General features: G+C 42.7%; 22 protein-coding genes. 21 read left to right on the top strand and 1 reads right to left on the bottom strand.

What is annotated here, in order from left to right; translation table 11 throughout:
- Positions 1 to 51 precede the first annotated feature (51 nt).
- The 8 genes from hrcA (at position 52) to deoC (ending at position 9,099) form a co-directional block, all read left to right on the top strand.
- Positions 52 to 1,080 (top strand): heat-inducible transcriptional repressor HrcA, encoded by a 1,029-nt coding sequence (hrcA, locus tag JNUCC41_RS26335; RefSeq protein ID WP_192205639.1) that lies wholly within the window; start codon positions 52 to 54, stop codon positions 1,078 to 1,080.
- Positions 1,081 to 1,179: 99 nt separating this feature from the next.
- Positions 1,180 to 1,776: a nucleotide exchange factor GrpE gene (gene grpE / locus JNUCC41_RS26330; protein ID WP_192205631.1), complete on the top strand. Its 597-nt coding sequence runs from the start codon at positions 1,180 to 1,182 to the stop codon at positions 1,774 to 1,776.
- Positions 1,777 to 1,813: 37 nt separating this feature from the next.
- Complete coding sequence (dnaK, locus tag JNUCC41_RS26325; RefSeq protein WP_076365208.1) at positions 1,814 to 3,646, top strand: molecular chaperone DnaK; 1,833 nt, start codon at positions 1,814 to 1,816, stop codon at positions 3,644 to 3,646.
- 296 nt (positions 3,647 to 3,942) lie between these two features.
- Positions 3,943 to 5,058 carry a molecular chaperone DnaJ gene (gene dnaJ / locus JNUCC41_RS26320; protein ID WP_192205629.1) on the top strand — a complete coding sequence of 372 codons (1,116 nt, stop codon included), beginning with the start codon at positions 3,943 to 3,945 and terminating at the stop codon, positions 5,056 to 5,058.
- A 36-nt stretch (positions 5,059 to 5,094) separates the two neighbouring features.
- Entirely contained in the window at positions 5,095 to 6,036 is a 942-nt protein-coding gene (gene prmA, locus JNUCC41_RS26315) for a 50S ribosomal protein L11 methyltransferase (RefSeq protein ID WP_192205621.1), read from the top strand.
- A gap of 138 nt (positions 6,037 to 6,174) precedes the next feature.
- Complete coding sequence (locus JNUCC41_RS26310; RefSeq protein WP_192205619.1) at positions 6,175 to 6,927, top strand: 16S rRNA (uracil(1498)-N(3))-methyltransferase; 753 nt, start codon at positions 6,175 to 6,177, stop codon at positions 6,925 to 6,927.
- 6 nt (positions 6,928 to 6,933) lie between these two features.
- On the top strand, positions 6,934 to 8,271 hold the full coding sequence (gene mtaB / locus JNUCC41_RS26305; protein WP_192205617.1) for a tRNA (N(6)-L-threonylcarbamoyladenosine(37)-C(2))-methylthiotransferase MtaB: 1,338 nt from the start codon (positions 6,934 to 6,936) through the stop codon (positions 8,269 to 8,271).
- Positions 8,272 to 8,427: 156 nt separating this feature from the next.
- On the top strand, positions 8,428 to 9,099 hold the full coding sequence (gene deoC / locus JNUCC41_RS26300) for a deoxyribose-phosphate aldolase (protein WP_192205610.1): 672 nt from the start codon (positions 8,428 to 8,430) through the stop codon (positions 9,097 to 9,099).
- Between the two features lie 553 nt (positions 9,100 to 9,652).
- On the opposite strand, the gene JNUCC41_RS26295 is transcribed toward deoC, so the two are convergent.
- Positions 9,653 to 10,585, bottom strand: coding sequence for a Na/Pi symporter (locus tag JNUCC41_RS26295; RefSeq protein WP_192205608.1), 933 nt, complete (start codon positions 10,583 to 10,585; stop codon positions 9,653 to 9,655).
- Positions 10,586 to 10,821: 236 nt separating this feature from the next.
- Here JNUCC41_RS26295 and rpsU point away from each other — a divergent pair, with 236 nt between their 5' ends.
- From rpsU to era, 13 genes are all read left to right on the top strand, one after another.
- A complete protein-coding gene (rpsU, locus tag JNUCC41_RS26290) occupies positions 10,822 to 10,995 on the top strand; it encodes a 30S ribosomal protein S21 (RefSeq protein WP_028391853.1) in 174 nt (57 codons plus the stop codon).
- Between the two features lie 14 nt (positions 10,996 to 11,009).
- Positions 11,010 to 11,453, top strand: a complete 444-nt coding sequence (locus tag JNUCC41_RS26285; RefSeq protein WP_192205606.1) for a GatB/YqeY domain-containing protein — start codon at positions 11,010 to 11,012, stop codon at positions 11,451 to 11,453.
- Between the two features lie 304 nt (positions 11,454 to 11,757).
- Complete coding sequence (locus JNUCC41_RS26280; RefSeq protein WP_370662594.1) at positions 11,758 to 13,077, top strand: NfeD family protein; 1,320 nt, start codon at positions 11,758 to 11,760, stop codon at positions 13,075 to 13,077.
- Between the two features lie 50 nt (positions 13,078 to 13,127).
- Complete coding sequence (gene floA / locus JNUCC41_RS26275; RefSeq protein ID WP_370662593.1) at positions 13,128 to 14,117, top strand: flotillin-like protein FloA; 990 nt, start codon at positions 13,128 to 13,130, stop codon at positions 14,115 to 14,117.
- Positions 14,118 to 14,139: 22 nt separating this feature from the next.
- Complete coding sequence (locus JNUCC41_RS26270) at positions 14,140 to 14,643, top strand: hypothetical protein (RefSeq protein WP_192205604.1); 504 nt, start codon at positions 14,140 to 14,142, stop codon at positions 14,641 to 14,643.
- A gap of 127 nt (positions 14,644 to 14,770) precedes the next feature.
- A complete protein-coding gene (yqfC, locus tag JNUCC41_RS26265) occupies positions 14,771 to 15,055 on the top strand; it encodes a sporulation protein YqfC (RefSeq protein ID WP_034308511.1) in 285 nt (94 codons plus the stop codon).
- Positions 15,056 to 15,070: 15 nt separating this feature from the next.
- Complete coding sequence (yqfD, locus tag JNUCC41_RS26260; protein ID WP_192205602.1) at positions 15,071 to 16,258, top strand: sporulation protein YqfD; 1,188 nt, start codon at positions 15,071 to 15,073, stop codon at positions 16,256 to 16,258.
- Positions 16,259 to 16,261: 3 nt separating this feature from the next.
- Positions 16,262 to 17,224: a PhoH family protein gene (locus tag JNUCC41_RS26255; RefSeq protein WP_192205601.1), complete on the top strand. Its 963-nt coding sequence runs from the start codon at positions 16,262 to 16,264 to the stop codon at positions 17,222 to 17,224.
- Positions 17,225 to 17,401: 177 nt separating this feature from the next.
- Positions 17,402 to 19,576 (top strand): HD family phosphohydrolase, encoded by a 2,175-nt coding sequence (locus tag JNUCC41_RS26250; protein WP_192205599.1) that lies wholly within the window; start codon positions 17,402 to 17,404, stop codon positions 19,574 to 19,576.
- Positions 19,573 to 20,049: an rRNA maturation RNase YbeY gene (ybeY, locus tag JNUCC41_RS26245; protein WP_076365237.1), complete on the top strand. Its 477-nt coding sequence runs from the start codon at positions 19,573 to 19,575 to the stop codon at positions 20,047 to 20,049. Before JNUCC41_RS26250 ends, ybeY begins: the two co-directional genes overlap by 4 nt.
- The gene (locus tag JNUCC41_RS26240; protein WP_192205597.1) at positions 20,027 to 20,404 is read left to right on the top strand and encodes a diacylglycerol kinase family protein; all 378 of its coding nucleotides are present in this window, start codon (positions 20,027 to 20,029) and stop codon (positions 20,402 to 20,404) included. The genes ybeY and JNUCC41_RS26240 overlap by 23 nt, the downstream gene beginning before the upstream one ends.
- 39 nt (positions 20,405 to 20,443) lie before the next feature.
- Entirely contained in the window at positions 20,444 to 20,842 is a 399-nt protein-coding gene (locus JNUCC41_RS26235; protein ID WP_192205595.1) for a cytidine deaminase, read from the top strand.
- Positions 20,835 to 21,764 (top strand): GTPase Era, encoded by a 930-nt coding sequence (era, locus tag JNUCC41_RS26230; protein ID WP_192205593.1) that lies wholly within the window; start codon positions 20,835 to 20,837, stop codon positions 21,762 to 21,764. Before JNUCC41_RS26235 ends, era begins: the two co-directional genes overlap by 8 nt.
- Positions 21,765 to 21,778 lie beyond the last annotated feature (14 nt).

Genomic DNA, 21,778 nt, shown 5'->3' with positions numbered 1-21,778 from the left:
ATTAGTATATTAGCACTCGATGAGACAGAGTGCTAACAGAGGTGATCATACATGCTAACTGATCGTCAATTATTGATTCTACAAGTGATAATCGAGGATTTCATCCATTCTGCCCAGCCAGTCGGGTCGCGAAGCTTGTCGAAGAAAGATGAAATTACGTTCAGCTCTGCCACAATTCGCAACGAAATGTCTGATCTAGAAGAAATGGGATTTTTAGAAAAAACCCATACTTCTTCCGGTAGGATCCCTTCTGAAAAAGGGTATAGATATTATGTGGATCATTTACTTTCTCCTCAAGCTCCGAAAAAGAATGAAATGAAGATATTAAAATCCGTCTTTGTAGAACGAATTTATGAATTGGAAAAGATCGTTCAGAAGTCAGCGAAAATACTTTCGGAACTGACGAATTATACGGCGATTGTACTCGGGCCAAAAGTGAATGAGCATAAGCTGAAAAAAATCCAGATCATTCCTTTAAGTCCTGAAACGGCAATAGCCATCATTATTACGGATACAGGTCATGTGGAAAATCGAATGATTTCCTTACCGCCTTCTTTAGATATAAACGAAATTGAAAAGATGGTGAACATATTGAATTCCCGTTTGGTCGATGTTCCGTTGGTTGATTTAAAGGATAAGATCTATAAGGAAGTTGCAGTTCTATTGAGCCGCCACATTCATAACTATGGATCGATGGTCTCGATCCTTGCGGAGACCTTGACGGACACAAAGCCCGAAAAAATATTTTTCGGCGGGAAAACGAATATGCTGAGGCAGCCGGAGTTCCATGATATTGCTAAAGTAAGCACGCTTTTATCGATGATTGAGCAGGAACAGGGATTTTATGAACTTATTACTCAAAATCCATCGGGCATCCACGTCAAGATCGGCCGTGAAAATCAAAACACAGTGCTTGATGACTGCAGTTTGATTACGGCAACCTATTCAATCGGGCAGGAGCAAGTTGGCACATTGGCCATATTGGGTCCAACGAGAATGGAATACTCGAGAGTGATCAGTTTGCTTTCGTTTTTCTCGAAAGATTTAACGGCCCTGATGACAAGACTGTATCAAAAATAGTAGCAAAGGTAATATTGTTAAGGTGGCGGAGGAGTATATTCCGCGGCCTGGCATATTACTTTAGCATAAATTGTATAACCCTTTTAGGGAGGTGAGATTGTGACAGAAAATAAAAACGAAGAACAAACATTGGAAAATGAAACAATCGAGGAAAGCGCTCCAGAAGCAGTTTTCGCTGAAGAAGAAATTCCGGCGGAAGAAAACCATGAGGGAACTCCGGTTGAAAAAGATGAACTTCAATTGGCTCATGAAAAGATTGCCGAACTTGAGGCGAAAATCGAAGAAATGGATAACCGTTACCTTCGTCTGCAGGCCGATTTTGATAATTCAAGACGCCGTGCCAAGCTTGATATGGAGGCGGCCCAAAAATATAGAGTTCAAAGTATTGCTAGTGATTTGGTGGAGGCTCTTGATAATTTTGAAAGAGCTACAAAAATCGAAGCGGATAATGAACAGACAAAATCCTTGCTATCTGGCATGGAAATGGTCTATAAAGCAATTATTGATGCATTGACTAAAGAAGGCATCGAACCGATCAGTTCGGTTGGCGAAGAGTTCGATCCGCGTTTGCATCAAGCGGTCATGCAAGTTCAAGATGAAAACTTCGGTTCGAACATCGTCGTCGAGGAATTCCAAAAAGGATACATTCTTAAAGACCGCGTGATTCGACCTGCAATGGTAAAAGTGAACGAATAGGATTTTTACATATAAATAATTGGGAGGTAGTGAAACTATGAGCAAGATTATTGGTATTGACTTAGGTACAACAAACTCTTGTGTATCTGTACTTGAAGGCGGGGAACCAAAAGTAATCCCGAATCCAGAAGGAAACCGTACAACTCCATCCGTAGTGGCATTCAAAAATGGAGAAAGGCAAGTAGGGGAAGTGGCGAAACGCCAAGCGATTACAAACCCTAACACGATCATTTCCATTAAACGCCATATGGGTACCGACCATAAAGAAGTCATTGAAGGAAAAGAATACTCACCTCAAGAAGTTTCTGCAATCATCCTTCAATACTTGAAATCATATGCTGAAGAGTACCTTGGCGAAAAAGTTACTAAAGCGGTTATCACTGTACCTGCTTACTTCAATGATGCAGAACGTCAAGCAACTAAGGATGCTGGTCAAATTGCCGGCCTTGAAGTGGAACGCATCATCAACGAACCGACAGCTGCAGCACTTGCATACGGTTTGGATAAAACGGAAGAAGATCAAACGATCCTTGTATTCGACCTTGGCGGCGGTACATTTGACGTTTCGATCATGGAACTTGGGGACGGCGTTTTCGAAGTTAAGTCCACAGCTGGTGACAACCGCCTAGGTGGGGATGATTTCGACCAAGTCATCATCGATTACTTAGTTGAAGCATTCAAGAAAGAAAACGGAATCGACCTTTCAAAAGATAAAATGGCGGTTCAACGTTTGAAAGATGCAGCTGAAAAAGCGAAAAAAGATCTTTCCGGCGTAACGTCAACTCAAATTTCTTTACCGTTCATCACTGCTGGGGAAGCTGGCCCGCTTCACTTGGATGTAACGATGACTAGAGCTAAATTCGATGAGCTTTCTACAGGTCTTGTGGAACGCACTATGGGACCAACTCGTCAAGCATTGAAAGATGCTGGTCTTTCAGCATCTGAAATCGACAAAGTAATCCTTGTTGGTGGATCTACACGTATTCCTGCGGTTGTTGAAGCGATCAAAAAGGAAATCGGTCAAGAACCAAGCAAAGGTGTAAACCCTGATGAAGTAGTGGCTATGGGTGCTGCAATTCAAGGTGGCGTATTGACAGGGGATGTTAAAGACGTTGTCCTTCTTGATGTGACACCACTTTCACTTGGAATTGAAACGATGGGCGGAGTATTCACGAAATTGATTGACCGTAATACTACGATCCCGACAAGTAAATCACAAGTATTCTCGACAGCTGCTGATAATCAAACGGCAGTTGATATCCATGTCCTTCAAGGTGAGCGTCCAATGTCAGCGGATAATAAAACTCTTGGTCGTTTCCAATTGAGTGACATTCCACCGGCACCTCGTGGAATTCCACAAGTTGAAGTGACATTCGATATCGATAAAAACGGTATCGTGAACGTTCGTGCGAAAGATCTTGGCACGAACAAAGAACAAGCGATCACCATCAAATCATCTTCAGGACTTTCTGATGAAGAAATCGAACGCATGGTACGTGAAGCGGAAGAAAATGCCGATAGCGACAAACAACGTAAAGAAGAAGTCGAACTTCGTAACGAAGCTGATCAATTAGTTTTCCAAACGGAAAAAACACTTAAAGATCTAGAAGGTAAAGTGGACGAAGCGGAAGTAACGAAAGCGAATGAAGCGAAGGATGAACTGAAAGCTGCAATCGAGAAAAATGAGCTTGAAGAAATCCGAGTGAAAAAAGATGCGCTTAACGAAATCGTTCAAGCTTTGACAATGAAGCTTTATGAAGAAGCGGCAAAAGCTCAGCAAGCTGGCGAAGCCGGTGCTGGCGAGTCTGCTAAAGACGATAATGTGGTGGATGCTGAATACACGGAAGTTAACGAAGAAGAGAAAAAATAAAGAGTGGCCCAATCGGGACACTGATATATTGGGCAGTATTTCTGCCTGCCATTGTAAAAAAAGTCAAAGTCAGGTTATCTTGACTTTGGCTTTTTTTACAGTGAATGGAATTATTGAAGTGCTACAATCACTGTTGGGGAATCGTTGGATTTTAGAGGGAAATGTGTGCAAATCGGCACTGGCAATACCATTTGCAAAAATGTATTAAAGCCGTTTGCACTTTTCTAGTTGATTATTATCTTCGTTCAGTGATAATATTACCTTTATGTGAATCGAATCGGGAGTGGATTTTAGATATGAGTAAACGCGATTATTATGAGGTGTTAGGCCTTTCGAAGAGTGCTTCGAAGGATGAAATCAAAAAAGCGTATCGAAAGCTCTCCAAACAATATCACCCTGATATTAATAAAGCGGACGATGCTGCGGATAAATTCAAGGAAATCAAGGAAGCTTACGAAGTATTGAGTGACGAACAGAAAAAGGCCCATTATGACCAATTCGGACACACAGATCCAAATCAAGGCTTTGGCGGTCAGGACTTTGGCGGTTTCGGCGGTTTTGAAGATATTTTCAGTAGTTTTTTTGGCGGCGGCGGACGCAGGAGAGATCCTAATGCACCGCGTCAAGGGGCGGATTTACAGTATACGATGACGCTTTCTTTTGAAGAAGCTGCATTCGGAAAAGATACTGAGATCGAAATTCCGCGTGAAGAGAATTGTGATACTTGTAAAGGATCCGGTGCCAAACCAGGTACAAAAGTGGAAAATTGTTCACATTGCCATGGAACCGGTCAATTGAATGTTGAACAAAACACAGCGTTCGGAAGGATTGTGAACCGGAGAGCATGTCACCATTGTCAAGGAACAGGAAAAATCATTCCTAATAAATGTTCAACATGCGGCGGTGACGGAAAAGTCCAAAAACGTAAAAAGATCCAAGTCAAGGTGCCAGCAGGCATTGATGATGGCCAGCAGTTGCGTGTAACCGGCCAAGGAGAGCCAGGAATCAATGGCGGTCCGGCAGGAGACCTATATGTAGTCTTCCATGTGCGCAGCCATGAATTCTTTGAGCGGGATGGCGATGATATTTATTGCGAAATGCCGGTTACTTTTGCCCAGGCAGCATTAGGGGATGAAATAGAAGTTCCGACGCTTCATGGAAAAGTGAAGCTGAAGATTCCTGCAGGTACACAAACAAGCACTCGTTTCCGTTTAAAAGGCAAAGGGGTTCCGAATGTCAGAGGATATGGCCAAGGAGATCAGCATGTGGTCGTATTAGTGGTCACGCCTAAGAAATTAACGGAAAAACAAAAGGACCTGCTTCGTGAGTTCAGTGATATCAGCGGACAAGGCATTGATGAACAAGATGATGGATTTTTCTCAAAAGTAAAGCGTGCTTTTAAAGATAGGTGAATAAAAGTAAAAGAACAAATTGGGAGTTGGTAGATTATGAAGTGGTCTGAATTTGCAATCCAAACAACGAATGAAGCGGTTGAACCTGTTTCGAATATTCTTCATGAGGCAGGTGCAAGTGGTGTTGTCATTGAGGATCCTCTAGAATTAGTCAAGGAACGAGAAAATGTTTTTGGCGAAATCTACCACTTAAACCCAGATGATTATCCGAATGAAGGTGTAGTCATTAAGGCTTATCTGCCTGTTAACAGCTTCCTTGGCGATACCATTGATGCTATTAAGGAATCAATCAATAATCTCCTTCTTTTTGATATAGACCTTGGGAAGAATGTTGTTTCAATTAGTGAAGTGAATGAAGAAGAGTGGGCGACGGCTTGGAAAAAATATTATAACCCTGTCAAGATATCCGAACGTTTTACCATCGTGCCAACATGGGAAGACTACACTCCAGTAAGCAGTGACGAATTGATCATTGAACTTGATCCAGGCATGGCCTTCGGAACGGGTACACACCCGACGACGGTCATGTGCATCCAAGCGCTGGAGCGTACAGTGCAGCCTGGGGATTTAGTCGTTGATGTAGGAACTGGTTCAGGTGTTCTGAGTATAGCAGCTGCATTATTGGACGCAAAACGAATCCAGTCCCTTGATTTGGATGAAGTGGCAGTACAGTCAGCCAAACAAAACGTGGAACTAAATAAAGTGCAGGATAAAGTGTCTGTCTCACAAGGCAATTTACTGGATGGTGTGAAGGAACAAGCGGATATCGTCGTGGCTAATATTCTTGCTGAAGTGATCATGCGTTTTACAGATGATGTAGCGAAAGTGGTTAAACCTGGCGGATATTTCATCGCTTCCGGAATCATTCAAACTAAGAAACAAGATGTGAAGGAAGCGATTATAGCATCCGGATTCACCGTTGAGGAAACGATCTTGATGGAAGATTGGGTGGCAATAATCGCGAAAAGAAATGATTAATTGAAAAGTTACTCTGATTATCGGGTTTTTTGATAGTCAGAGTACCTTTTTTTAGCTTGAATCTTTGCACGGCTTGCATTCCGGATTCCTGACTGTTAGCCTGTGAGTTTTTTTAGACTAGACGAAGTAGGTGGCAGTGTGCAACGGTATTTTCTTAACGAAGTAGACATCAATGGAAACACGGTGAAGATATCAGGCGATGATTTTCACCATATAGCCAGGGTGATGAGAATGGGACCAGGGGAAAAGATCATCACGGTGAAAGGTAATGGTATGACGGCTATCGCGGAAATTTCGGAAATTACTGATGTTGCTGTTATAGGGACAGTTACCGAATGGAAGAATGAAGAAAAGGAACTTCCTGTAAGGGTTGTGATAGCGAGCGGTCTGCCTAAAGGGGATAAATTGGAATATGTCGTTCAAAAGGGTACTGAACTGGGTGCCGTTGAATTTATCCCTTTTATTGCTGCTCGTTCGGTGGTAAAATGGGACCACAAAAAGGTAGCTAAGAAATTGGAGAGACTCCAGAAGATTTCAAAAGAGGCAGCTGAGCAATCCCACCGCACGGTTATCCCTGCCATCAAGGAACCGATGACGGCAGATCAGCTTGCTGGTTATGCTTCCGGTTTCGATCATAAATTAATCGCTTTTGAAGAAGAGGCGAAACGTGGGGAAGCTTCTGTACTGGCTTCTGTCTTGAAAGATTTAACCGCTGGGCAATCCATCCTATTCGTATTTGGGCCTGAAGGTGGTTTAGCAGATAAGGAAATTGAAAAACTGACCGATGCCGGTTTTATGGCTTGCGGTCTTGGACCAAGAATATTAAGAACTGAAACAGCACCTTTATATGCACTTTCCGCTGTTTCTTATCATGTAGAACTTTTGAGGTGATGAAAAATGGCAACGGTCGCTTTCCATACATTAGGCTGTAAAGTGAATCATTATGAAACAGAGGCTATATGGCAATTATTCAAAACAGGGGGATATGATCGTGTTGAGTTTGAAAATGCATCGGATGTATATGTCATCAACACATGCACGGTGACAAACACTGGCGATAAGAAAAGCCGTCAGGTCATCCGTCGTGCCATTCGTAAGAACCCGAATGCCGTCATAGCGGTAACGGGATGTTATGCACAGACATCGCCGGCAGAAATCATGGCCATACCAGGTGTGGATATTGTTGTAGGAACACAAGACAGGGTTAAACTCCTTGATTACATTGAGCAATTCAAGGTGGAACGTGAACCAATCAATGCTGTAGGAAATATCATGAAAAACCGTGTCTACGAAGAATTGGATGTACCTGCTTTTACAGACCGTACACGCGCTTCACTTAAGATCCAGGAAGGTTGCAATAATTTCTGCACTTTCTGCATCATCCCTTGGGCCCGTGGCTTGATGCGTTCCCGCGACCCAAAAGAAGTCATTCACCAAGCTGAACAGCTTGTCGAGGCAGGCTATAAAGAGCTAGTCCTCACCGGAATTCATACTGGCGGTTACGGAGACGATTTAAAAGACTATAATTTGGCGATGCTGCTGCAGGACTTGGAAAAAGTCGATGGGCTGAAGCGTATCCGTATTTCCTCCATTGAAGCAAGCCAAATTACAGATGAAATCATTGAAGTGCTGACGAATTCGAAAAAAGTGGTACGTCATTTGCATATACCAATCCAATCGGGTTCCGATACAGTTTTAAAACGGATGAGACGTAAATATACGATGGATTTCTTCGGTGATCGAATCGAAAAGTTGAAAATTGCACTTCCGGGTCTTGCTGTTACCTCTGATGTCATCGTAGGTTTCCCGGGTGAAACCGAAGAAGAATTCATGGAGACATATAACTTTATAGAAAAATATAAATTCTCCGAACTTCATGTTTTCCCTTATTCAAAACGGACAGGGACTCCAGCTGCCCGTATGGAAGATCAAGTGGATGAAGATATCAAAAATGAACGCGTCCACCGCCTTATCGCGTTGTCGGATCAGCTGGCAAAAGAGTATGCCTCCCGATTCGAGGGTGAGGTTCTGGAAGTCATTCCTGAAACGAAGTTGGAAAGTGGCCTTTATGAAGGCTACTCCGATAATTACATGAAAATCATCTTTCCGGCTTCAGATGATATGGTCGGTGAAATCGTCAAAGTGAAGATTACAAAGTCTGGCTATCCATCTAGTGAAGGTCAGTTCGTGACGGTAGTGAAGGATTTTCCGTTGCAACAAGCATCCAATATCTAAGACAGCGGTTAATCGCTGTCTTTTTTTATCCTCATTTTGATGTGTTTTCTTGGCACTTTCGGGTAAAGACTATATATATCGTCAAAGTGGAAAAACTATGGTATCATGAGAGGTACGTACAACTAGTTACAGATTGTTTTTGAGGAGGATTTATTAATGTCACAAAATGTAGCAGGTATAATTGACCACACGTTATTAAAAGCAGATGCAACCAAAGAGCAAATAAAGGTATTATGCGAAGAAGCGAGAGAGTATAACTTTGCTTCCGTATGCGTAAACCCGACTTGGGTGAAATATGCAAGCGAACTTTTGGAAGGTTCAGAAGTGAAAGTTTGTACGGTCATCGGCTTCCCTCTGGGTGCAACCACGCCGGAAACCAAAGCTTTTGAAACGAAAGACGCCATCTCCAATGGCGCTCACGAAGTCGATATGGTAATCAATATCGGCGCATTGAAGGACAAGGATGATGAGTTGGTGGAGCGGGATATTCGTGCTGTTGTAGCGGCATCCACTGGTAAGGCTCTTTCAAAGGTGATCATTGAAACTTCTTTATTGACTGATGAAGAAAAGGTCCGTGCATGTGAATTGGCCGTAAAGGCAGGAACGGATTATGTGAAAACATCAACTGGTTTTTCTACCGGCGGAGCGACTGTTGAAGATATCACGCTTATGAGAAAAACGGTTGGCCCGGATATCGGTGTCAAAGCTTCAGGCGGAGTCCGCAACACGAGCGATGCCCAGAAAGTGATTGAAGCTGGTGCAACAAGAATTGGAGCGAGTGCAGGTGTCTCCATCGTAAAGGGCTTAACGGCTGATTCCGATTATTGATTTTAAAAAGGGACCGTATAATAAGTCCCCGAAAATAAAAAAGGCGGAGAAAAATATTTTATTTTTCTCCGCCTTTTTTTATTACTTCCATAAAAAAATCGGATTGTAATTGAACTGGTGATATCCCATGTCCATAAAAAAGAGGACACGTATCATTTTTGGAACCCATGAATTCAAAAAAACTTATTGTGGATTTAATAAATATTAAGGGGAATCAAACAGGAAGTAAAGTTGCTTAAATAAATGCATGAACAGGGGGAAGGAAATGAAAAAAGGTTTTTAATTTTCTTTTATCATTAACACTACTTTATATGAGTGGTGAAATTTTGAGTATATGACACTTCAATATAGTGGCAGTATCTGTTATTATCTAACATCTTTCTCTAATAAAGGTTTGATGATTTTGATTTCAGCTGCCGTTATATCGAATGGTTTGAGCTTATTGAAAAACCCCCAGTAATCATTCATCCATTTATATCTGGTGCAGCTACATGTGATATCCATCCTTCCCGCGAAGCTGTCCAAAAGTCTCCAATGACTTTTGGACAGCTCCTTATTTTTTTAAGTGTGGCCGATGCACCAAAAGAATGAGGTTGGAGAATTGCCTTGCTAATGGCAAGACGGCCAAAGAAGTCAAGATATTGAAAATGACACTGGCATGGGCCAGCTGTGTCCCTTTGTTTTCGGTGAAAAGGGCAGCCGTCCTTTCCAAGATGTCCACAAAAGGCAGGAATGCGGCAACCCCGATGACGTTTAGCCAAATATGTGCATAAGCCGTGAAGGCGGCTTGTCTACCAGAACCGATGCTGGCCATGTATCCGGTGATGCAAGTGCCTATATTCGATCCGAGCATGATGATGATTGCGGAAGAGACGGATAACTCCCCATTCATCAAAAAGCTCATGGCTATCCCGATGGTTGCAGAACTGGAGTGGATGAGTGCTGTTAATAATACCCCGGCTAATAGGGCATAGCTCATGTGGCCCTCTATGTAATGGATGAGCGTTTGTATGGATGGGTAGGCTGCAATCGGTGTTGAAAGCGTTTTAAAACCACTCATCGCCGCGAAGATGGCTGAGATTCCGATCAGTGACATCCCTATGCTTCTCGGTAATGCTTTCGGCAAGAAGCAAAGGAGTGCGCCGCTTACGACACCGGGAATGATCCAACGATCCAGAGAGAAGGTCATGAACTCGGCTGTAAAGGTGGATCCGATATTCGTTCCAAGAATAATCCCGATTGTTTGCGGGAACGTTATGCTTCCTGCGGAAACGAGGCCGACCGTCATGACCATGACCGCCGAGCTGCTCTGCAGGATCCCGGTAAAGATGGTTCCGGCCATTAAGCCTTTCCATGGCTTATCCGTAACCTTTGAGAGAAAGGTTTTTAATGCTGTACCCGACATATTGAACAGTCCGATTCGTAAAACCGACATACCTGCCAAAAATATCGCAATGAATAAAAGGAATGAAAATAGCTCATGCATGACTGTCACCTCATAGTAAGCTTATGGCCCAATGACGGGAGACATGCTATAATTTGGATTCTCATGCAAATTGAATCAACGTTTCGTGAAAAATAATGATAATAACATGATGATATTCAAAATAAGTTTGATTTTATTAGTTGACCTGCTAAAGATGATATATTATAATTGTTTAGTACATGTATAACATGTTGACAACTTGAGTTAGTGTGTTGTTTTCGGAGGGAGGGAAAGAGATGTCTAAAACCGTCGTTCGTAAAAACGAATCGCTTGAAGATGCTCTTCGTCGTTTCAAACGTACTGTATCTAAAGCAGGATCGCTTCAGGAAGCTAGGAAGCGTGAATTTTATGAAAAACCAAGCGTAAAACGTAAGAAAAAGTCTGAAGCTGCAAGAAAACGTAAATTCTAAGAGAGGGTGGAAAGATGAGTCTTCTCGAGCGTTTAAATAATGATATGAAACAAGCGATGAAGAACAAGGAAAAGGACAAACTATCTGTTATTCGGATGCTGAAAGCTTCTATTCAAAACGAAGCCATGAAGCAGAGACAAGATTTAACAGATGATGAAGAATTGACAGTGCTCTCTCGCGAATTAAAACAACGCAAAGACTCCCTCCAGGAGTTTGAAAACGCAGGTCGTTCAGATCTCGTGGATAAAGTCCGCACCGAACTAGTATACGTAGAGGCATATATGCCTGAGCAACTTTCAGAAGAAGACATTTCTAAAATCGTTAAACAAACGATTGAAGAAGTCAAAGCAACATCCAAAGCAGATATGGGGCGAGTTATGGGAGCTTTAATGCCTAAAGTTAAAGGTAAAGCGGATGGTTCTCTAGTAAACAAATTAGTACAACAACATCTATCTTAAACTCTAAACTTAAAACTCGAAACCTAACCGCAGGCAAATTGCCTGTGGTTTTTGTGTATTTCATGAATTTTTAGCGTATATTATTGAGACGCAGCCCAAGAAAATGGGGTCACTTTTAATTTTATTTGCTTTTTTTTGAAACCTTTTTCATATACATACGTAATAACTAAAGAACAGAGTAAAGGGTCGCTTCATTTGCTCCTTATTCGAATTTAGTTGCGTGCTGAATTTACTGGTAGGTGTTCCTCCTGAGCGATGAGGCACTTACCGCGTTTAATACGGGAAAGGGGGCGTTCCGTTGAAAATTTGGCGTTATTTATCTGTACTATTATTTGGATTGCTGTTCACCATGTCTTCTTTTTGGGGGGCGACGGCATCTGCAAACGAGAAAATCGTTTACCATGTTCCGATTGAAGAAACGGTGGAAAAGGGACTCTCGGCCTTTTTGGAGCGCGCGCTGACCACTGCTGAGGCAGCTGATGCAGATCTTGTCGTTTTCGAGGTGAATACCCCTGGAGGTGCTGTGGATGCAGCGGGGGAAATTGCAAAGTTACTGTCGGATTCACCAATCAAGACAGTTGCCTATGTCAATAATAGGGCATTATCTGCAGGGGCATACATTTCTCTAAGTGCAGATGAGATCTATATGGTTCCGAGCGCCACCATGGGATCTGCGGCTGTGATAGATTCAACGGGGAATGCTGCAGGTAAGAAAGCGCAATCTTATTGGTTAGCTGCCATGAAGACTGCTGCAGAACAAAATGGACGTGATCCCATATACGCCCAGGCGATGGCGGATGTTGACATCGATCTGCCCGAATATGGAGCGGAAAAAGGGAAATTGCTGACATTTACAGCTGAACAGGCAAAAAAGGCTGGATATAGTGAAGGCACCGTCTCTGGGAAAGCGGAGCTGTATAGTATACTTGGAGTCGAGGATGCTGATATTCGGTCAATCGAAGAAAGCTTTCCTGAGAAACTTGCCCGCTTTTTGACCAACCCGATCGTCGTTCCCATTTTGTTAACGATAGCGGGAATCGGGATAGTGATCGAATTGTTTTCACCCGGTTTTGGAATTCCGGGGGTCATTGGGATCACCAGTCTTGTCTTATTTTTCTATGGTCATCTTGTCGCCGGTATCACCGGATACGAATCGTTAGCGATGTTCATCATCGGGGTCATTCTCGTACTAATTGAATTTTTTATCCCAGGGGGGATTATCGGGCTGCTCGGATTTACCGCGATAGTGGGGAGTTTATTCCTCGCAACAGGTGATCCGGTCCATATGACGATATCCTTGCTAATTGCGGTCACCGTATCCATTTTGGTATTCATCCTACTTGTAAAGGTGTTTGGAAAACAGATGAAATTTTTCAGGAAAATGATATTAACCGATGCAACAAAAACGGAACAAGGATATGTCAGCAATCCGAACCGTTTGGATTTATTAGGTGTAGAAGGGAAGGCCCTTACAGATTTGAGGCCTTCAGGAACAGCTTTGGTCAAAGAAGAAAGAGTAGATGTCGTGACCGAAGGAAGCTTTATTTCCAAAGGTTCGTCAATCATCATCGTTAAAGTTGAAGGATCAAGGGTAGTCGTCCGGGAAATTCCGGATTCAAATTAAAATTAAAAGATACAGGAAGGATGAATCATTAAGTGATAACTTCAGGAACGATATTTATTGTACTGGCAGTGATTGCTGCCATCATCGTATTGGCAGTGTTTTTCACATTCGTACCAGTAATGCTATGGATTTCCGCTTTAGCGGCAGGAGTCAAAATCAGTATATTTACATTAGTTGGGATGAGGCTTCGCCGTGTTATACCAAGCAGGGTCGTCAACCCGCTTATCAAGGCCCATAAGGCTGGAATCAATGTTTCAACGAATCAATTGGAGAGCCATTACCTTGCAGGCGGTAATGTCGATCGAGTGGTGAATGCATTAATTGCTGCAGAACGTGCCAATATCGTGCTTCCTTTCGAACGGGGTGCAGCCATTGACCTTGCAGGACGTGATGTACTGGAAGCCGTTCAAATGAGCGTTAACCCGAAAGTGATCGAAACTCCGTTCATCTCTGGTGTGGCGATGAATGGTATTGAAGTGAAAGCGAAGGCAAGGATAACGGTCCGGGCCAATATTGAACGCCTTGTCGGTGGTGCCGGTGAAGAGACGATCATTGCCCGTGTAGGTGAAGGGATCGTATCGACGATCGGTGCTTCGAAAATGCATACAGATGTACTTGAGAACCCCGATTTGATTTCAAGAACGGTATTATCGAAAGGTTTGGATTCAGGAACGGCATTCGAAATTCTTTCCATTGATATCGCTGAAGTGGATATCGGAAAAAATATCGGGGCCATATTACAGACGGACCAAGCTGAAGCCGATAAGAAAATAGCCCAGGCAAAGGCCGAAGAACGCCGTGCTATGGCTGTTGCACTTGAACAGGAAATGGTTGCCCGTGTTCAGGAAATGAGAGCGAAGGTTGTTCAATCCGAAGCGGAAGTTCCATTGGCCATGGCCGATGCACTGAAAAGCGGAAACCTTGGAGTGATGGATTATATGAATATCCAAAATATCACGGCCGATACGGATATGCGAGATTCCATCAGTAAAATATCAGACAATCCAAAAGATAACAACAATAACAATAATAATAATTAGGTCAGGGAAGGAAGGTCTTTAAATGGGAGATTTTATTGATTTCTTTCTCAAGAACCCATTCCTTATCATTGTCTTGATCGGTATTTTAACGTCCATGTTAGGAAAGAAAAAGCAGCCTCAGCAATATGATGATCCTAACAAGCCTCCGAAAAAGAAATGGCAGGAGGTCATGCGGGAGCTTCAAGGTGAAATGCAGCAGGAGAATCCGCAGCAAAGCCCTGCGCCTGCTCCCGTAAGGAAAGTCGAACAGCAGGCGGCTCAGGCTGTTGAAGTGATCGATGAGACGACGAATGAGGCGAACGAACGGATTGCGGAGCTTAGAAGGCTTCAGCAGAAGTACGATCAGCAGCGTTTATATCAAAAAGCGAAGGCGGATCAAATCACATCAACGATTTCAGATAATAACAGTCCGGTCTATCGCAAAGGGCCGTCTTTTGGTAAAAAGCAGCTGATTGATGGCATCATCATGTCAGAAGTGCTGGGACCGCCAAGGGCGAAGAGAAGTCTTCAGAGGTCCAGAAGGTGATTCGGAACCGAGGGCTTTTTTAAGCCCGTCATTAAATGAGCATGAAAAAATAGACTTTCATCACTTATAATTTTGTGCTAGAACCCTCTTTCATTTCATACATTGAGATGAAAGGGGGTTCTTTTTTATGGCACGCAATTGGGGAAAAAAAGTGAAACAGCTTATGACCAAAACAATGGACCTTCCGCAAGATGTCATGATGGACCTGCCGCGAATTACAATGATCGGTCAATTACATATTTATATTGAAAACCATCGTGGCTTATTGGCTTTTACAGACAGCGAAGTGCGATTGATGCTGAAAAATGGGCAGTTGTTGATAAAGGGAAATGCCTTTGTCATAAAGACGATTTTGCCGGAAGAAATCATGCTCGAAGGCAAAATCGATAAGGTCTATTTTATTAATGAATGATCCCGGGAGGTCTCCATGAAAAACCAATGGACAAACTATTATACAGGCTATGTAAAGGTGAAGGCTTATGGCAAAGGTGCAGAACGGCTGATAAATATGCTGACGAGAAGGGGGCTTCATATCTGGGATGTGAAGCGTGTCGGAAGTGAAGCCCTGATTTTCCATCTGGATATCAGGGATATCCCCAAACTCCGTCAGGTCATGCGTAAGAGCGATTGTAAAGTAAAGTTCATGCAGGGAAAGGGTTTCCCTTTCCTAATGAAGAGAGTCATGAAAAACAGCGGGTTTTTAGCGGGGATGATCGCTTTCCTGCTCTGTATATTTGTACTTTCCAATATGGTTTGGGGCATCGAGGTTCAAGATGCCAAACCGGCAACCGAGCATGCCATTCGGAAAGAATTGGACAAGATGGGCGTGAAGATCGGGAAAGTACAATTCTTTGTTGATGATGTGGATACGATTCAGCGTAAGCTGTCAGACCGGATTGGGGCATTGACATGGGTAGGGGTAGAGCTAAAGGGAACGACATACCATTTTCGGGTAGTAGAAAAACGGCAGCCTAAAGAGGTCGAGAAAACATCTCCGCAAAATTTGGTTGCTTCAAAAAAAGCGATCATCGCTGATATGTTCGTTGAAAAGGGACAATCTATTGTTAATGTAAATGATTATGTAGGAAAAGGGCAGCTTCTTGTTTCAGGATTGATTGGAAAAGAGGATAAACAGGAGATTGTATCGGCACAGGGAGTAATAAAAGGGAAAACGTGGTATAAAGCGAAAGTGGAAGTTCCGTTAAAAACCAAGTTTTCTGTTTTTAACGGGGATGAAACGAGCAGGCACTTTTTGAAAATGGGGGGCTTTTCCCTTCCGGTATGGGGTTTCAAGGATCCGGGATATGGAAAACAGGAAAAAGAAACGACAGTGAGGCCTTTTCACTTTCTTCAATGGGAACTACCCATTTCCTATAAACAAGTGACATTGAGGAGCAAGGAAGATATTGTACGAAGTTATACCGAGAAAGAAGCGGTCAAGGAAGGCCGGAAAATGGCTAAAGCAGAATTGAAAAAGCATTTAGAAGAGGAAGATGAAATCATCGAGGAAAAAATTTTGCACGAAAGCATGGAGAATGGTAAAGTTAAATTATCTATACATTACCAAGTTATTGAAGATATAGCGATTGGACAGCCAATCATTCAAGGAGACTAACGAATGGCAGATGATGTGAAAGTAATTAAGCTCGAAATAAAATCACCCAATGAAGCGATCGCATTATTGGGCAATGGAGATTCAAATGTAAAAGTGCTCGAAGAGGAGCTTGGCATTTCCGTCATAACCCGAGGTGAAGCGGTGAGTGTTGCCGGGGATATCGAGCGGGTAACGATGGGGGAGGAAATCCTCAACGCATTATTGACAGTGGTGAGAAAAGGAATTGCAATCAGTTCCAGGGATGTGCTTTATGCAATTGAATTGGCAAGAAAAGGCACATTGGAGTACTTCGGTGAATTATATGATGAGGAAATCGCTAAAACGGCTAAAGGGAAATCCATTAAAGTCAAAACAATCGGGCAAAGATACTATATTCAGGCTATAAAGAAACAGGACCTTGTATTTGGAATTGGGCCTGCCGGAACCGGGAAGACCTACCTTGCTGTAGTGATGGCCATCAACGCATTGAAAAATGGACATGTTAAACGGATCATCCTGACACGGCCTGCCGTCGAAGCGGGGGAAAGCCTTGGCTTTCTGCCTGGTGATCTGAAGGAAAAGGTAGATCCTTATCTACGGCCGCTGTATGACGCTCTCCATGACCTCCTAGGGATGGAACAGACGCAAAGGATGATAGAGCGCGGAACGATTGAAATAGCTCCTCTGGCTTATATGAGGGGCCGTACGCTTGAAGATGCCTTTGTCATATTGGATGAAGCCCAGAACACGACGGAAGCCCAAATGAAGATGTTCTTGACCCGGCTTGGTTTCGGATCGAAAATGGTCATTACGGGAGATCGGACCCAGATTGACCTTCCGAAAGGCATGAAGTCAGGTCTAGTCCGAGTAGAAGAGATCTTGAAGAATGTTAAAGGCCTTTCCTTTGTTTATTTTGAACAAAGTGATGTAGTAAGGCATCCGCTTGTCGCCAAAATCATTACTGCTTACGAGCAGGCGAAGTCATAAGAAAAAATCCGCCATTTCAATCGGCGGATTTTTCGTGATGTGTCTAAATGACAAACTTTATGGGGAAAAAGTGGATAAGAAGCTACATTTAGCAATACGAAGGTGAAAATTCACATGAAAACTGTTATGATTTTACATATCTAGAATTATAAACATCATTTTTTAGGAGGACCTTCCTTGAATCGTATCCAGAAATTTTTCACTCAAATAAAAGGGCTGTTGGTCCATCGCTTTTTTCAAGTGCTTCTGTTCATCATACTTGGTTTATTTGCGTATGCGTTAATGTTCTCCAATGTTAAGCCTGAAAGGGTCCAGGTAGAGCTTTTTAAGCCTGCGGAACAAACAATCCGTTCAACTAAGACTGTGGAAGATACCTATAAGACGGAACAGGAAAAAGAAGAGATTTCAAAACAGGTGGCGGATGTTTATTCTTTAAAAAAGGAATATGCCAAAAATAAAGTCGATCTGATTTCATCCATTTTCGATTCAGCAATAGAGGTCAATAAAGAAACGGACCCCGATAAAGACCATAAAGAAGATGAGGGAAAAGACGATAAAAAAGGGACCGTAAAGACGGATGCTCAAAAAGTTTCCATATTAAAAGAAAAATTGACCGATGAAGTGAATAGAAATATCGAGGAATCCGTTTTCCTGGCATTAGTTCAGGCGGATGAAGATGAGTTGAAAATAGCGAAGGATTCAACCATTACAGCCGTGAATAATGTGATGAGCTCGCGGATCGCTGCAAGTGACGTCGAAAATGCCAAGAAAAAGGTTGTAGAGGAATTGGATTATATGAGCATTAGTGGCGATATGAAAAAAGCCTCCACTTCCCTTGCGCGTACGGCAATCATTCAGAATGTATTTTTCGATAAGGACAAAACCGAAGAACAGCGAAGGAAAGCGATTGAAAGCGTGGAGCCGATCAGGATCCTTCAAGGTCAGATCATCGTTGAAGAAAATCAATTAGTGGACAGGGATGTATATAGGCAGCTTGAACTGGCAGGCTTCTTAAATACGGAGTCTACCATTTACCCGTATATCGGCCTGCTGTTATTCATATTCCTGACCTTTGCCGCTTTTTATTACTATTTCTACTATTCCATTTCCAAAAAGGATAACAAGTACAACCAATTATTGATCTTCAGTCTTGTCTTTATCCTTTCAATGGCTACCATGAAAACGGTCAGCATTCTGGCAGACTTGAAAAACTCGAACTTGGAATACATTTTTCCGGGTGCCATGGCGGCGATGATCATCAAGATATTATTGAATGATAAGTTAGCGGTGGCAATGATCATATTGTTAGGTTCGTATGGTACGATTATATTTAATGGTGATACACCTGGAAATCTGGATTTCTCGATGGGGCTTTATATCATTTTCGGGGGATTGACGGCAATCATCATTCTATCCAGGCCGAATTTCAAATCAAAGGTGCTGGTAGCGGGGCTGCTATTGTCTTTAATCAATATGGCATTTGTTTTTTCTCTCATCTTTATTATGGACAGCCATTATACTAGAATGGAGTACTTGTATTATGCTGCTGCCGCCATAGGTTCTGGAGTGGGTTCAGCCGTTTTGACAATGGGCCTGTTACCGTTTTTCGAGGCAGGTTTCGGGATCTTATCATCGATTAAGCTTATCGAGCTCGCGAATCCCAATCATCCGTTATTGCGGAGGATTTTGATTGAGGCACCGGGGACATATCATCACAGTGTTATGGTTGCCAATTTGGCGGAATCGGCTTGTGAAGCCATCGGGTCGAATGGGTTGCTGGCAAGGGTCGGCAGCTATTATCATGATATAGGTAAAACGAAGCGGCCGCATTTCTTCATCGAAAATCAGATGAATGAAGAGAACCCGCATGATCGGCTGCAGCCGGAAACGAGCAGGGATATCATCATTGCCCATGCCGTAGATGGCGGGGAGATGCTGCGAGGTCACAAATTCCCGAAAGAGATTGTGGATATTGCAGAGCAGCATCATGGTACGACTTTATTGAAGTTTTTCTACCATAAGGCAAAAAAACAGGATGAGTCCACACTTGAAGCTGCCTACCGATATCCCGGGCCGAGGGCGATAATGAAGGAAGTGGCCGTCATCGGCATAGCCGATAGTGTGGAAGCCGCAGTGAGATCGATGAAGCACCCAACTCCGGAGAAGATTGAAGAGTTGGTAAGTTTCATCATTCAGGACAGGATTTCTGATGGTCAATTTGATGAATGTGACATTACTATGAGAGAATTGAGTATCGTGAAGCATTCCTTATGTGAATCGCTGAATGGTATCTTCCACTCCAGGATTGAATATCCGGAGCCGGATAAATTAGGACAGAAGGTGAAAGAATGATTTTAGCTATCGATTTAATGGATGAAACGAATGAAGTAACGGAGGAAGCCCAGCGGCTTGTTGAAAGCATTCTGCAATTTGCGGCAAGAAAAGAAAACATTGAAAAAGACACCGAGCTGTCAGTTACATTTGTAGACAATGATAGGATTCGGGAAATCAATAAAGAATATCGACATAAAGATTCAGCTACAGATGTCATTTCCTTTGCACTTGAAGAAATGGGGGAAGATGAAGTGGAAATTGTCGGTGCGGAAATGCCCCGCATGTTAGGGGATATCATCATTTCCATTGAACGCACGAAAGAACAGGCTGAAGAGTATGGTCATTCATTTGACCGGGAACTTGGATTTTTAGCACTGCATGGTTTTCTGCATTTATTAGGATTCGACCACATGAATGAAGAAGATGAAAAAGTGATGTTCACTAAACAAAAGGAGATCTTGGAAGAATATGGACTTTCAAGAGAAGGGTAAAAAAAGGTATCCTTTATTAAAAAGTTTCTCTTTTGCCTGTCAGGGAATTTTGGAGGCCGTTAGGACTGAACGCAATATCAAGATACATTTCGTGTTAACGGCAATCGTCGTATTCTTTGGTTGGTACTTCTCATTGAATGGGATGGAGTGGCTTTTCATTTTAGCGGCAATAGCCGGTACGATTACGCTGGAGCTCGTTAATTCAGCGATTGAAAGGGTAGTGGACCTGGTAACGGATCAAATCCATCCGCTTGCCAAGCAGGCAAAAGATATTGCAGCCGGAGCTGTATTCATATATGCTATATTTTCTATAATAGTTGGATTGATTATCTTTTTGCCCAAGTTTGGCCTGTAGGTTGCCAAAATGGTACTCAATTTGAAAGGAAGATGTGAATTGAATACAAAAGAATTGATTGAGGAAGCTAAAAAAGCAAGGGATAAAGCTTATGTGCCTTACTCCAAATTTAAGGTGGGGGCTGCCCTTTTAACCTCTGATGGAAAGGTCTATCATGGTTGTAATATAGAAAATGCTGCATACAGCATGTGTAATTGTGCCGAAAGGACAGCTTTATTCAGCGCTTATGCCCATAATGATAAAAAATTCACTAAACTTGCCGTCGTGGCAGATACCGATGGTCCCGTTTCCCCATGCGGGGCATGCAGGCAGGTTATTTCGGAACTGTGTGAAAAGGATATGCCGGTCGTTTTGACCAACTTACATGGGGATATAAAAGAACTAACAGTACAGGAATTGCTTCCAGGAGCTTTTTCACCGGAGGATTTAAATGGATAAACTATTTGATGATAAACAAGTAAAAGATTACAAATCAGGTTTCATTTCGATTATTGGACGACCTAATGTTGGAAAGAGTACATTTCTGAATCGGGTCATCGGTCAAAAGATCGCCATCATGAGCGATAAACCGCAAACTACAAGAAATAAGGTCCAGGGTGTACTTACTCAAAACGATTCACAAATGATTTTCATCGATACACCCGGCATTCATAAACCAAAGCATAAGCTTGGTGACTTCATGATGAAAGTGGCCACGAATACATTGAAGGAAGTCGATTTGATTCTCTTCATGATCAATGCGACTGAAGGATACGGACGCGGTGACGAGTTTATCATCGAAAAACTTCAATCCGTAAAAACGCCTGTTTTCCTTGTTGTAAACAAAATCGATGCGATGCATCCAGATGATTTACTTCCGATCATTGAAAAATACCAACAGCTATACCCCTTTGCGGCGGTCGTTCCGATTTCAGCGCTTGAAGGAAATAATGTCGATACACTGCTTGAACAAATCAAGGGGCATCTGCCAGAGGGTCCCCAGTTTTATCCAGCTGACCAAGTGACAGACCACCCGGAACGTTTTATCATTTCCGAATTGGTCCGCGAGAAGGTACTGCACCTGACACGTGAAGAAATTCCGCATTCAGTGGCTGTTGTCATCGATTCAATTAAAAAAATGGACAACAGTGATACCATTAATGTCATGGCGACGATCGTTGTCGAACGTGATTCACAAAAAGGCATTGTCATCGGAAAGCAAGGGAAAATGCTTAAAGAAGTCGGCAGCCGTGCCAGAGTGGATATCGAAAACTTATTGGGCTCGAAAGTTTTCTTGGAACTATGGGTGAAAGTACAGAAGGATTGGCGGAACAAAGCAAGCCAGCTTCGCGATTATGGCTTCAATGAGAGCGAGTATTAATTAACAAAATTTAC

The organism is Brevibacillus sp. JNUCC-41 (assembly GCF_014844095.1).
Taxonomy (GTDB): Bacteria; Bacillota; Bacilli; order Bacillales; family DSM-1321; genus Peribacillus; species Peribacillus aracenensis.
Note: the sequence above shows the minus strand (reverse complement) of the source record. Positions and strands in the feature narration are given on the sequence as shown.

Excerpts from the sequence above, each read along its gene's own strand:
- yqfC (WP_034308511.1), top strand. The coding sequence starts at position 14,771 with ATGGCACGCAATTGGGGAAAAAAAGTGAAACAGCTTATGACCAAAACA.
- dnaJ (WP_192205629.1), top strand. The coding sequence starts at position 3,943 with ATGAGTAAACGCGATTATTATGAGGTGTTAGGCCTTTCGAAGAGTGCT.
- JNUCC41_RS26285 (WP_192205606.1), top strand. The coding sequence starts at position 11,010 with ATGAGTCTTCTCGAGCGTTTAAATAATGATATGAAACAAGCGATGAAG.
- dnaK (WP_076365208.1), top strand. The coding sequence starts at position 1,814 with ATGAGCAAGATTATTGGTATTGACTTAGGTACAACAAACTCTTGTGTA.
- hrcA (WP_192205639.1), top strand. The coding sequence starts at position 52 with ATGCTAACTGATCGTCAATTATTGATTCTACAAGTGATAATCGAGGAT.
- era (WP_192205593.1), top strand. The coding sequence starts at position 20,835 with ATGGATAAACTATTTGATGATAAACAAGTAAAAGATTACAAATCAGGT.
- JNUCC41_RS26295 (WP_192205608.1), bottom strand. The coding sequence starts at position 10,585 with ATGCATGAGCTATTTTCATTCCTTTTATTCATTGCGATATTTTTGGCA.
- yqfD (WP_192205602.1), top strand. The coding sequence starts at position 15,071 with ATGAAAAACCAATGGACAAACTATTATACAGGCTATGTAAAGGTGAAG.
- JNUCC41_RS26270 (WP_192205604.1), top strand. The coding sequence starts at position 14,140 with ATGGGAGATTTTATTGATTTCTTTCTCAAGAACCCATTCCTTATCATT.
- JNUCC41_RS26255 (WP_192205601.1), top strand. The coding sequence starts at position 16,262 with ATGGCAGATGATGTGAAAGTAATTAAGCTCGAAATAAAATCACCCAAT.
- mtaB (WP_192205617.1), top strand. The coding sequence starts at position 6,934 with ATGGCAACGGTCGCTTTCCATACATTAGGCTGTAAAGTGAATCATTAT.
- ybeY (WP_076365237.1), top strand. The coding sequence starts at position 19,573 with ATGATTTTAGCTATCGATTTAATGGATGAAACGAATGAAGTAACGGAG.
- JNUCC41_RS26240 (WP_192205597.1), top strand. The coding sequence starts at position 20,027 with ATGGACTTTCAAGAGAAGGGTAAAAAAAGGTATCCTTTATTAAAAAGT.
- prmA (WP_192205621.1), top strand. The coding sequence starts at position 5,095 with ATGAAGTGGTCTGAATTTGCAATCCAAACAACGAATGAAGCGGTTGAA.
- rpsU (WP_028391853.1), top strand. The coding sequence starts at position 10,822 with ATGTCTAAAACCGTCGTTCGTAAAAACGAATCGCTTGAAGATGCTCTT.
- deoC (WP_192205610.1), top strand. The coding sequence starts at position 8,428 with ATGTCACAAAATGTAGCAGGTATAATTGACCACACGTTATTAAAAGCA.